Raw genomic sequence first — 11,840 nt, forward strand, 5'->3', positions numbered from 1 at the left:
TACCGAGGCGGCAGCGTAACCAGTTCGTGGGATATCCGGTGTAGGACTTCCCACCCAGCCGCCCGAGAAGTTAGGGTGACCTAACTCAGGAGGTCGAGTGTGAGCAGTCAGCGTCCCCCGGCACCACATCCAGCCGAGCGCGCCCGCACGATCGCCGCCCTGGGCGGGCGTGCCACCCTGCTCCCCGCCTGCGGCGCCGACCGCATCACCCCGTTACTGCACCACGTCCACGGCGACGGCTCGGTGAGCGTGCTGATGACCGACGACCACCCGATCGTCGGCGCCGCCTGGCAGGCCCCGCGCGGAGAGCTGCCGACGATGGTCGAGATCGCCGACCAGGCGCCGGTCCCGCTGCGCGAACCGGTCCGCGGGCTGCTGTGGATCACCGGCTGGCTGCGTGCGTTGTCCGCCGACGAGGCGCGGGCGCTGGCGGTGCTGGTCGCCGAGGACCGGCCCGACCCACGGCTGCTCGACCTCGGCCACGGCTCCACCATGCTGCGGCTCGACCCGGCCACCATGGTCCTGGCCGACGCCGAGAGCACCCACTCCGTGCAGGTCGCCGCCTTCACCGAGGCCACCCCCGACCCGTTCGTCGCGTTCGAGGCGGGCTGGCTGCGGCACCTGGAGATCTCCCACACCGACGTCGTCGGCGCCCTGGCCCGGCACCTGCCCAAGGAGCTGCGCGGCGGACACCTGCGCCCGCTCGGGCTCGACCGGTTCGGCCTGCGGCTGCGGGTCGAGGCGATCGACGCCGACCACGATGTCCGGCTGGCCTTCTCCCGCCCGGTGAGCACCCCCGACGAACTCAGCGACGAGCTGCGCAGGCTGGTCGGCTGCCCCTTCCTGGCAGCGCGCGGGTAGCTTGCCGTCCGTGGCGAACCTGCGTGCCTGGCTGGCCCCGGAGCGACCGGGCGACGACCTGATCACCGACCAGCGCGAGCGGCGCACGGTGTGGACCGAGCTGGTCATCGTCTTCGCGGTGACCCTCGGACTCTCGGGCCTGAGCAGCCTGCTGTCCCTGGTCGACGCCCTCTTGCAGCCGGTGGCGTTGAGCGACCAGACCGTGGCGATCAACGTCCCGCAGGCCGACGTCAGCGTGATCGACATGCTCAAGCAGCTGCTCAGCGCGGTCCGCCTGGTCGCGTGGGGCGGGTTGGGCGCGTACCTGCTCTACCGCTCCGGCATGCGGCCGGCGGCGGTCGGCCTCGACCGCACCCGGCTGGGCAGCGATGCGGCCGCCGGGGTCGGCTTGGCGGCGCTGATCGGCGTGCCGGGCCTTGGCCTCTACCTGCTCGCCCACGCACTGGGGCTGAACCTGGCGGTCGCCCCGTCCACATTGGACGACACGTGGTGGCGGCCGATCATCCTGACCATCCTCGCCGCGGGCAACGCGTGGGCCGAGGAGATGCTCGTCGTCGGCTACCTGATCAGCAGACTGCGCCACCTCGGCTTCCGCGAGAACACGTCGCTGGTGACGGCCGCCCTCGTGCGCGGGTCGTATCACCTGTACCAAGGGTTCGGCGGCTTCATCGGCAACGTGATCATGGGCCTGGTCTTCGGCCGAATCTGGCAGCGGACCAACCGCCTCTGGCCCCTGGTCATCGCGCACACGCTGCTCGACTTCGTGGCCTTCGTCGGCTACTCACTGCTGCGCGGCAAGGTGTCCTGGTTGCCCTAGGCCTGATGCCCAGGTACCAATGACGGCATGGCAGGCCTCGGCGAATACCGCCGGAAGCGGGACGCCGGGCGGACGCCCGAGCCGATCCCGATCGACGACGCCCTGCCGACGGGGAAAAACGACACCTTCGTCATCCAGGAGCACCACGCCAGCCGCCTGCACTGGGACGTCCGGCTCGAACGCGACGGCGTGCTCGTGTCGTGGGCGGTGCCCAGGGGACTGCCGACCGAGCAGGGCGACATCCGGCTCGCGGTGCACACCGAGGACCACCCGATGGAGTACGCGACCTTCGAGGGCGAGATCCCGAAGGGCGAGTACGGCGGCGGGAAGATGTTCATCTGGGACCGAGGCCGCTACGAGACGCTGAAGTGGAGCGACCGCGAGGTGGCGGTCATCTTCCACGGCGAGCGCGCCGAAGGCCGCTACACGTTCTTCCACGGCGGCAAGTCGGCCAAGGACTGGATGGTCCGCCGCTCCGAGCCCGCCAAAAGCGTCGGGGACCCGCTGCCGGCGAAGCTGCTGCCGATGCTCGCGACCGCCGGATCGCTGCCGCCGACCGACGACGACGAGCTGTGGGCATACGAGTTCAAATGGGACGGCGTGCGCGCGCTGGCCCGGGCCGATGGCGGGCGGATCCGGCTGTACTCCCGGGTCGGCAACGACGTCACCAGCAGCTACCCGGAACTGCGTGCGCTGGGCGAGGAGCTGGGCAGCACCCAGGTCTGGCTCGACGGCGAGATCGTCGCGTTCGTCGACGGGAAGCCGTCGTTCTCGGCGCTGCAGAAGCGGATGCACGTCGCCGACGAGCGGCTCGCGCGCAGGCTCTCGACCGACGTGCCGGTGACCTACATCGTGTTCGACGTGCTGCACCTCGACGGCCACTCGTGCCTCGACCTGCCCTACGCGAAGCGGCGCGAGCTGGTGGAGCAGATGGAGCTGCGCGGACCGCACTGGAACATCTCGCCGAGTTTCCCCGGGCAGGGCGCGGCCGTGTTGGAGACCGCCCGCGAGCAGACCCTCGAAGGCATCGTCGCCAAGCGGATGAGCTCGCGGTACTTCCCCGGCAGACGCTCCGCGGAGTGGGTCAAGATCGCCGAGGTGCGACCGCTGGAAGTGATCATCTGCGGGTGGCGGCCCGGCGAGGGGCGGCGCAGCGACGTGTTCGGCTCGCTGATGCTCGGGCTGCCGACACCTGAGGGCCTGCAGTACATCGGGCAGGTCGGCACCGGGTTCACCGAGGAGATGCTGCGCTCGCTGACCGCCAAGCTGCACAAGATGGAGCGCAAGAAGTCGCCGTACCACGGCGAAGTGCCGCGCGATCGGGCCAAGGGCGCGCACTGGGTGAAACCCGAGCTGGTCGGTGAGGTCGTGTTCCGCGACTGGACCAATGACGGCAGGCTCCGGGCGCCCGCCTGGCGCGGGCTGCGGCCGGACAAGCGGGCCGAGGACGTCGAAGGGCGGGATCCGGATGGCCGGTGACGTGCTGGTCCAGGTCGAGGGGCAGCGGCTGCGACTGTCCAATCTGGACAAGGTGCTCTACCCGGAGGACGGGTTCACCAAGGGCGAGGTGATCGACTACTACAGCCGGATCGCGCCGGTCATGCTGCCGCACCTGGCCGAGCGGCCGGTCACCTTCCGCCGTTTTCCCGACGGGGTGGGGAAAGCGGGGTTCTTCGAGAAGAACGCCTCCCGGCACGCGCCGGAGTGGGTTCGCACGGTCACCATCGACACGCCGGGCAGCAGCACCGGCGCCGAGAGCCTCGACTTCGCGATCCTCGGGGATCTCGCTTCGCTTGTGTGGGCGGCGAATCTCGCCGGGCTCGAACTGCATGTTCCACAGTGGACAGTCGGGGCGCGGGGCGCGGCCCGGCGGCCGGACCGGCTGGTGTTCGACCTCGACCCCGGCGCGCCCGCGACGATCGTGGAGTGCGCCGAGGTGGCGCTGCGGCTGCGGGAACTGCTGGTCGAGGACGGGCTGGAAGTGGTCGCGAAGACCAGCGGGTCCAAGGGGATGCAGCTCTACGCCTCGGTCACCACGTCGTCGGCGGAGCGCACGTCCGACTACGCCAAGGGGCTAGCCGAGCGGCTCGAAGAGGAGCAGCCGTTGCTGGTGGTGTCCCGGATGGCGAAGGACCTGCGGCGGCGCAAGGTGTTCATCGACTGGAGCCAGAACAACCCGAAGAAAACCACGGTGGCCCCGTATTCGCTGCGCGCCCGGCCCACGCCCACGGTGTCGACCCCGGTGACTTGGGACGAGGTAGCCGCGTGCCGAAAGCCCGCGGACCTGTCGTTCACCGCCGACGAGGTCCTAGACCGCGTCCCCGACCACGGCGACCTCTTCGCCCCCCTCCTCACCAAAGGCCCCAAACTCCCCTAACCCGCGAGTCGCCCCGCCAGGCAAGTGAGTTCGACATTCGCTCCATCGCGAATGTCGAACTCGGTCGCCGGAAGGGGCGACTCACTTGCCTGGCGGGGCGACTCGCGAGTTGTTACAGGGTTAGGGGGGCGGCGCCGAAGGCTACGTTGAAGCGGTCGCACCAGATGACGACGCTGGACAGGCCGGCGAGGTCGGTGCCTGCGGGGATCTCGTAGTTCTGGTTGCCGTCGGTGGCCTTGAGCTTGCCGAGCTTGACGTAGCGGCCGTCGTCGTAGGAGCCCTCGGCGGCGCCGGCCTTGGCATCGCTGAGCCAGACGTGCACGTCCGGGCCGTCGGAGGTGGAGAAGCCTTCGAGGCGGAGCAGGCGGGTGCCGTTCTGTTCGAGGACCCGCGCGGTGCCCGCGGTCGGGTGCTCGTGGCTGAGGAACGCGCCCTCGGCCAGAACCTTCGGGCCCACGGGAGGTGCCATGGACGTGGGCGCCATCGGCTGGGTGCTCGCGGGTGCCATCGGCTCGGTGGTCGCCGGTGCCTGCTGGGATGCCGTCGCCGCGAAACCTGCCGGGAGCGCTTCGTCGACGGTGCTCCTGGTGAAGATCTTCCAGGGCTGGAACGCCCACAATCCACCGGCCAACAGCACCAGCGCGGCGACGAGCACCACCTTGGTCACCCTTCGACGCAACAAGTCGCGCATCAAACCGACCTTTCGCTTAACGTTTCGAATACTGAAACCACGATGCCTGGCTTTCTTCTCCATTCTGCCCGTTCGTGGGCCGCAATTTCCTTACCGAGTGGTTACGCTGCGACTGTGACAGGTCAGATTCCGGACGTCCCCGACGCCGAGCAGGTGGCCCCCGCGCCCCGCGTGGACAGCGAAGTCGGCCCGCTGCGAGCCGTGCTGCTGCACCGGCCGGGCAACGAGCTCAAGCGGCTCACCCCGCGCAACAACGATCAGCTGCTGTTCGACAGCATCCCCTGGGTCGACCGCGCGCAGGACGAGCACGACGCTTTCGCCGACATCCTGGGCGGCCGGGGCGTCGAGGTGCTGCGGCTGTCCGACACGCTGGTCGAGGCGCTCACCGACGAGCGGGCGCACGCCGCCGCCGCGGCCACCGCCGTCGACCGCCGCAGGCTGGGCAACGAGCTCGCCGAATCGCTCGCGGGCTATCTGTCCACAGTAGACGCCAAGGGTCTCGCCGACGTCCTCACCGCGGGTATGACCTTCGAGGAACTCCCCGCCGCCGAGGGCGCGTCGCTGGTGCGCAAGATGCACCACCCGCACGACTTCGTCGTCGACCCGCTGCCCAACCTGCTGTTCACCCGCGACTCGTCGGTGTGGATCGGCAACCGGGTGGCCATCGCGTCGCTGTCGATGCCCGCGCGGATGCGGGAAACCGCGCTGCTGGACCTTATTTACGCCTACCACCCGCGCTTCCGGGCAGCGGGCCGCGCGTACGGCGCCCACTCGGCCCCGGTCGAGGGCGGCGACGTGCTGCTGCTGGCTCCCGGCGTCCTGGCCATCGGCGTGGGCGAGCGCACCACGCCCGCGGGCGCGGAATCCCTTGCCCGGTCGGTGTTCCACGACGGTTTGGCGCACACGGTGCTGGCGGTGCCGATCGCGCAGGACCGGGCCACGATGCACCTGGACACCGTCTGCACCATGGTCGACCGCGACGCGGTGGTCATGTACCCGGCCGTGCGCGACACCCTGGTCGCCTACTCCATGCGCCCCGACGAGGTCGGCGGCGTGCACGTCGAAGGCCCCACCCCGTTCCTGGAGGCGGCGGCCACCGCGATGGGCATCGAGCGCCTCCGGGTGATCGACACCGGCCTCGACCCGGTCACCGCCGAACGCGAACAGTGGGATGACGGCAACAACACCCTCGCCGTCGCACCGGGCGTGGTCGTCGCCTACGAACGGAACGTCGAGACGAACTCACGGCTGGAGGACGCCGGCATCGAGGTCCTGCGGATCAGCGGCTCCGAACTCGGCACCGGCCGCGGCGGCCCCCGCTGCATGTCCTGCCCGGTATCCCGCGACGCGATCTAGGGAATCTGACCGCACTTTCGGGGGACGGCAGACGAATTCTCCACGGTAGCGTCGGTGCCTGTGCCGATGCTGTCCGCGTGAACCCGCATGGCTTCGTCGACGAATCCCGTCGCGGCAGCACCTACCTGCTCGCGGCCGCTTTCCTACTGCCCCGCCAACTCGGCACGACCCGAGCCCTCATGCGTGGGCTGTGTCTGCCTGGCGAACGTCGCGTCCACTTCCAGGCGGAGAACAACTCGCGCCGCAAGCTCCTGATCAACCGAATCGTGGAGTCCGAGGTGAAGACCAGGGTGTATCTCGGTGCAGGCAGGCCGGACCGTGTGCGGTCAATCTGTCTGACGGCGCTGGTGGCCGATGTGCTCGCGGCGGGCGCCCGCAGGCTGGTGCTGGGATCTCGCGGCCCGGCACAGGACCGCCTGGACCGCATCGACATCCGCGCGGCCCTCGGCGCCGCGACCGCGGTGCCACCCTCGTATGAGCACATGTGCCCGTATGAGGAAGGCATCCTTGCCGTCGCGGACGGCGTCGCGTGGGCATTCGGCGCGGGCGGCGATTGGCGGCGGCGAATATATGCCCGGCGGTGGATCAGGTGACCGATTTCGGAGTCATCTCCAGGCGGCCCTGAACAGCGCGAAGCCCGGGCTCCCGTCGTCCGGCGGGTCCTACCCGGGCTCACTTCCTCGGCCTAGCGGCCTCAGCTGTCCCCACTTTACACCAGCGGACGCAGCGCGTCAGGTCGCTTGATTGAGTGATCAACCCAACAGTGCGCGTATCACCAGGAACGTCACGACGCCGAACACCGCGAGCAGCGCCAGCACCGCCCCGGTTTGTGCGGTACGCATCATGAGCGCCAGTCCATCACCATGGGAAACCTCCGTTGTCCGGCCGATCGTGGCACTCAGTGGGAGCCCGCGCCGGACGGAACGGTTCCCACGATTCGGTGAATCCAGTGAACACGGTGGGTGAAGGCCGGGCGTATTGTTTTGCCATGACTTCCCAGTTCCACAAGCTGCTGCAGGCACAGATCCGCAACGAGTTCACCGCGTCCCAGCAGTATGTCGCCCTCGCGGTGTGGTTCGACAGCCAGGACCTGCCGCAATTGGCGAAGCACTTCTATCGCCAGTCGCTTGAGGAGCGCAACCACGCGATGATGATCGTCCAGTACCTGCTGGACAACGACATCCCCATCACCATCCCCGGCGTCGACGATGTCCGCAATGAGTTCGACGATGCCGCGGAACTGATCGCCCTCGCTTTGGAGCAGGAACGCGGCGTGACTGATGACGTCATCGCCTTGGCAAAGGTCGCCCGGGACGAGGACGACTACAAGGGCGAACAGTTCATGCAGTGGTTCTTGAAGGAGCAGGTGGAAGAAGTCTCGTCCATGTCCACCCTGCTCAACGTCGTCCGACGCGCGAACGGCAACCTGTTCGACGTCGAGAACTACCTGGCCCGTGAATCGGTGGGCCCCCAAGCACCGGACCCGTTGGCCCCTCGCGCAGCAGGCGGAACCGTCGCCTGACCCAGGACCCGATACATAAATGGGCGGCGGACCTAGCACGATCCCGCTGGGCCGCCGCCTACCCCGGACGAGCACCTTCAGGGACAGCTCGCTTTCGCCCTGCACCCCCGGACAAGCCAACCTCCAGGGGACGGCTCTTCGTCCCTGCATTTCCCCCTTGCCCCTCGTCCTGGCCGCCTTTAATTCTCGATCATCGCTGTCAAGGGTCAGGGGTTGGCGATGTGGGGGTGCAGTCGGGCAGCGACGTTCGGCTTTCGGGCTTTGTTGGTGCGGTGGATGAGGTCGCGCATCTTGGGTTGGTGTTGCGCTGCATGGGTCGCGCGTTTGGATGCTTGGCGCGGGTGGTGGGTGTGCGGGGTTTTGTTTCCTACAAAGCAAGAGCGCCGCCACCCGAGGGTCGGGGTGGCGGCGCTCTTGCTTTGCGCTAGAGGTTCAGCGACCAGTTGTTGATGCGACCGGTGTCGTTGGTCGCGATGTCCTGCACGCGCAGCTTCCAGGTGCCGTTCGCCGTTTCGCCCGACAGGTTGACGGTGAAGGTCTGCTTCACGTCGTCCGCGCTGTCGTTCGAGCTGGAGTTCTTCAGCCGGAACGTCGTGCCATCCGGTGCGACCAGGTCGATCACCACGTCACCTCGCCAGGTGTGGGTGATGTCGACCGGAACGGTTGCCGTCGCCGAGGGGGTCGACGAGCAGCCGGAGATGACGATCGAGCTTTCCACCGTGGTGTTGTCCGCGATGGTCACCGGCGTGGTGTTGCTGCCGGTGCAACCCGCGGGCGGCGGAGTGGTGGTGCCGCTGACCGCCTGCTTCCACATGGTGTACGCGATACCGTCAGCCGCACGGTTCAGGTGCGTGTTGCTGATGTTGCTCGTGGTGTCGCATGACTGGTGGTAGCAAGCGTCGTACGCCGCACCCGAGGTGCCGCCCCACTTGGTGGCCTGCGCCGAGGTCTTGCGGGCGCTGGCACCCATGGCGTAGCCCGAGGTGGGGATTCCGCCCTGCTGGAACGAGTAATCGTCCGAGCGGCCCTGGCCTTCGGTGTTCTCCTCCGGCTGCAGGTTGAGCGAGTCGTAGTACGCCTTCATCGGGGCGGACGCGGTGGAGTTCAGGTTGTTGATGAAGTAGCCACCGTTCTTCGACGCGATCATGTCGAAGTTGTAGTAGGCCTTGATCTTCGCCTTCTCCGTCGACCCGAGGTTGTTGACGTAGAACTCCGAGCCGTTGAGGCCCTGCTCTTCGTCGGTCCACCAACCGAAGCGGACCCGGTTGGTCATGGTCGGGTTCTTCTCCGCCAGCACGAGAGCGGACTCCAACAGCGCCGCCGAGCCCGAGGCGTTGTCGTTGATGCCCGCGCCCGCTGAGACGCTGTCGAGGTGCGCGCCGAACATGTAGACGGTGTTCGCGTCACCCTTCGGCCATTCGGCGATCAGGTTGTTGCCCGACCCGCTGGTGCAGCCCGAGGTGCAGGTCTGCTCGGTGACCGTGTAGCCGGCCGCCTCCAGCTTGCCCTTCACGTACGCCACCGAAGCGCGGTAGCCCGCACTGGTCGAGCGGCGGTTGCCGCCGTTGTTGGTGGCGATCTGCTGGAACTGGGTGAGGTGCGCTTCGACCTTCGTGATGTCGATGTCGGGGATTCCCGGCGTCGGCGTGGTGCCCGTGACCGTCAGCGAGTACGACGCGGTCTTGGTGACCGAGCCCGTGCCGGTGATGGTGATCGGGTACGTGCCCGCAGCCGCGGCGGCCGTGGTGGCCAGCGTGAGGGTGGACGAGTTGCCCGAGGTGACCGTCTGCGGGCTGAAGCTCGCGGTCACACCCGTGGGCAGGCCCGACGCGACGAGCGAGACGTCCTGCGCGCTGCCGCTGGTGGTGGTCGTGGAGACCGTGGTGGTCGCCGAAGCGCCCGCCGCCACGCTGCCCGAGGTGGGCGAGACCGCCATGGAGAACTCGTTGGTCGGCGTGCCGGTGCCCAGGGTCAGCGACCAGGTGTTGATCCGGCCGGTGTCCTGGGACGCGATGTCCTGCGCCCGCAGCTTCCAGGTGCCGTTCGCCGTCTCGCTCGACAGGTTGACGGTGAAGGTCTGCTTCACGTCGTCCGCGCTGTCGTTCGAGCTGGAGTTCTTCAACCGGTAGGCCGTGCCGTCCGGGGCGACGAGGTCGACGACCAGGTCACCGCGCCACGTGTGCGTGATGTCCACGGGGACCGTGCTCGACGCCGAGGCGTTGCCCGAGCAGCCGGAGATGGTGATCGAGCTTTCCACCGTGGTGTTGTCCGGGATGTTGACGTCGGTGTCGTTGGTGCCCGAGCAGGTGCCGCCCGGGTCACCCGAGCCGATGGTCAGCGCGAACGTCGCCGTCTTGCTGACCGCGCCCGCGCCGGTGATGGTCACGTTGTACGTGCCCGCCGCTGCCGCCGAGGTCGACGTCAGCGTGAGCGTCGACGAGGAGCCGGAGGTGACCGAGGTCGGGTTGAACGCCGCCGTCACGCCCGAGGGCAGGCCCGAGGCGGAGAAGTTCACCGTCTGCGCGCTGCCCGAGGTGGTGGCCGTGGAGATGGTGCTGGTCACCGAGCCGCCGCCGGCCGGGATGGTGCCCGAGGTGGGCGATACCGTGATCGAGAAGTCGTTGCTCGGGGTACCCGTGCAAGTCGGCTCGCCGGTCTGCGCCGGAACCGAGACCGCCAGCCACGCGGCCTTGGTCGTGTTGAAGTTGGTGCAGTCGTTCGGCCACAGGTTCTTCGCGGCGTTCAGCGTCGCGACGCGGGCCTTGGCGTGGTTCCACGACGAGGTCTTCGCGAGCAGGCCGTTGTAGAAGATCTTGCCCGCGTTCTGGATGCCGATGCCGGTGACCGAGGCCGGACCACCGGAGCAGATCGGGCTGGCGGGCTTGCCCGCCGGGGCGGAACCCTCGGCCAGCAGGTAGAACCAGTGGTTCTGCGGACCGGCCGCCGCGTGCACCGCGGTGTTCGGGATCGACGACGAGTAGCAGTTCGGGTGGTTCTTCTGCGACGGGTCGTACATGTTGCGGATCGGGCCGTTGCCACTGAGGTTGATCAGCTCGCCGACCAGGTAGTCCGGCGCGTCATTCGGGTGGTTGACGTACTGCTCCAGCATCGCGCCGAAGATGTCGCCGGTGGACTCGTTGAGCCCACCCATCTCGTTGCCCGAACCGGATCCACCCGGGGTGGTCTGGAAGATGCCGTGGCCGTACTCGTGGCCGACGACGTCCATGACGGTCAGCTGCTTGGTGTTCGCGCTGTTGTTGCCGAACTGGGTGCCGCTGCCGGTCCAGTAGGCGTTGACCGCGCCCAGCTTGACCTCGGCCTGGAAGCCGCGGCCTTGGCCGTCGATGCCGTTGCGGCCCAGCCACTCCGACAGCATTCCCCACTGCTTCTGCACGCCGTACATGACGTCGACGCAGGCGCTCTCGCCGTCGGCGGCGCCGCCGTTGCCCCAGCTGTTGTCGGGGCCGGTGTAGGTGGAGCCCTGGTACGGCTTGCAGGTGATGCCCGGGCGGTTGGGGTCGGCCATCGAGTACGACGAGCCGGAGCCCGAGGTGTCGATGGTGACGTTGCCGTAGTGGTGGCCTTGGCCGTCGCCTGCCTTGACCTCGTCGTACTCGTCGATGACGTAGCCGGTCATGGCGTCGACGAACACGTGCAGCACGCTCGGGTCGCTGGCGGTGTGGCCGCTCAGCACGATCTCCCACGCCAGCTTCGGCGTGCCCCAGGCCAGCACGACCAGGCGCGCGTCCTTCTCGCTCTCGACCCGCGGCAGGTGCCGCTTGGCGGTCGCGCGGGCGGCGTCCACGGTGATCCGCGGCGCGACGGCGACGTTGAGCGGGCGGTCCTGCGCGACGCTGGAGCTGACGACGTTCGCGCCCGCGTTGGTGACGACGACGAAGTCGCCGCCGACGACCGGGAGGCCGCGGTGCTTGCGCTCGTAGGCGATGTAGTTGAGGCCGTTCTGGGCGCTCGTCACGCCGACCTGGCGGATCTCGTCGTCGTTGGTGGCGTGGAACCGCGCGCGGTTCGCCGCGATGTGCGCGTCGGCGGCCGACACGGCGGCGGCTTGCGCCTGCTGTGCCTGGCTCTGCGGCGGCGGCGCGGCCCCCGCGGGCAGGGATACGACGAGCGCCCCGGCGGCCACGACGGCCGCCAGGAGTGCTGTCGACATGCTTCGTCTCACGACTTACTCCTTTCACCCGGCGTGCCGGGTGAT

Annotated in this window: 9 protein-coding genes; 7 read left to right on the forward strand and 2 right to left on the reverse strand. The window is 68.7% G+C overall.

Annotated elements, in window-relative coordinates; all coding sequences use genetic code 11:
* The first annotated feature begins 99 nt into the window (after positions 1-99).
* Genes ACUZ2Y_RS19490 through ligD (ACUZ2Y_RS19505) form a run of 4 tightly spaced genes read left to right on the forward strand, consistent with a single transcriptional unit; the run spans position 100 to position 4,055 of the window.
* Positions 100-861 (forward strand): DUF2470 domain-containing protein, encoded by a 762-nt coding sequence (locus ACUZ2Y_RS19490; RefSeq protein WP_476320908.1) that lies wholly within the window; start codon positions 100-102, stop codon positions 859-861.
* A gap of 10 nt (positions 862-871) precedes the next feature.
* Entirely contained in the window at positions 872-1,678 is an 807-nt protein-coding gene (locus ACUZ2Y_RS19495) for a CPBP family intramembrane glutamic endopeptidase (RefSeq protein ID WP_476320910.1), read from the forward strand.
* A 27-nt stretch (positions 1,679-1,705) separates the two neighbouring features.
* Complete coding sequence (gene ligD, locus ACUZ2Y_RS19500) at positions 1,706-3,157, forward strand: non-homologous end-joining DNA ligase (RefSeq protein WP_476320912.1); 1,452 nt, start codon at positions 1,706-1,708, stop codon at positions 3,155-3,157.
* Positions 3,147-4,055, forward strand: coding sequence for a non-homologous end-joining DNA ligase (ligD, locus tag ACUZ2Y_RS19505; protein WP_476320914.1), 909 nt, complete (start codon positions 3,147-3,149; stop codon positions 4,053-4,055). The genes ligD (ACUZ2Y_RS19500) and ligD (ACUZ2Y_RS19505) overlap by 11 nt, the downstream gene beginning before the upstream one ends.
* Before the next feature lie 112 nt (positions 4,056-4,167).
* On the opposite strand, the gene ACUZ2Y_RS19510 is transcribed toward ligD (ACUZ2Y_RS19505), so the two are convergent.
* Entirely contained in the window at positions 4,168-4,722 is a 555-nt protein-coding gene (locus ACUZ2Y_RS19510) for a DM13 domain-containing protein (protein ID WP_476320916.1), read from the reverse strand.
* Between the two features lie 195 nt (positions 4,723-4,917).
* On the opposite strand from ACUZ2Y_RS19510, the gene ACUZ2Y_RS19515 reads away from it, so the two are divergent.
* The 3 genes from ACUZ2Y_RS19515 (at position 4,918) to ACUZ2Y_RS19525 (ending at position 7,624) form a co-directional block, all read left to right on the forward strand.
* A complete protein-coding gene (locus tag ACUZ2Y_RS19515; RefSeq protein WP_476331948.1) occupies positions 4,918-6,102 on the forward strand; it encodes an arginine deiminase in 1,185 nt (394 codons plus the stop codon).
* A 77-nt stretch (positions 6,103-6,179) separates the two neighbouring features.
* Positions 6,180-6,695, forward strand: a complete 516-nt coding sequence (locus ACUZ2Y_RS19520) for a hypothetical protein (RefSeq protein WP_476320918.1) — start codon at positions 6,180-6,182, stop codon at positions 6,693-6,695.
* Positions 6,696-7,090: 395 nt separating this feature from the next.
* Complete coding sequence (locus tag ACUZ2Y_RS19525; protein WP_476320920.1) at positions 7,091-7,624, forward strand: ferritin; 534 nt, start codon at positions 7,091-7,093, stop codon at positions 7,622-7,624.
* Between the two features lie 424 nt (positions 7,625-8,048).
* Here ACUZ2Y_RS19525 and ACUZ2Y_RS19530 read toward each other — a convergent pair whose 3' ends face one another.
* A complete protein-coding gene (locus tag ACUZ2Y_RS19530; protein ID WP_476320922.1) occupies positions 8,049-11,807 on the reverse strand; it encodes a M28 family peptidase in 3,759 nt (1,252 codons plus the stop codon).
* Positions 11,808-11,840: the final 33 nt, after the last annotated feature.

It is taken from the genome of Actinokineospora sp. UV203, assembly GCF_056323665.1.

Bases quoted from the DNA above. Each gene is read 5' to 3' on its own strand.
- ligD (WP_476320914.1), top strand. From the start codon at position 3,147: ATGGCCGGTGACGTGCTGGTCCAGGTCGAGGGGCAGCGGCTGCGACTG.
- ligD (WP_476320912.1), top strand. From the start codon at position 1,706: ATGGCAGGCCTCGGCGAATACCGCCGGAAGCGGGACGCCGGGCGGACG.
- ACUZ2Y_RS19525 (WP_476320920.1), top strand. From the start codon at position 7,091: ATGACTTCCCAGTTCCACAAGCTGCTGCAGGCACAGATCCGCAACGAG.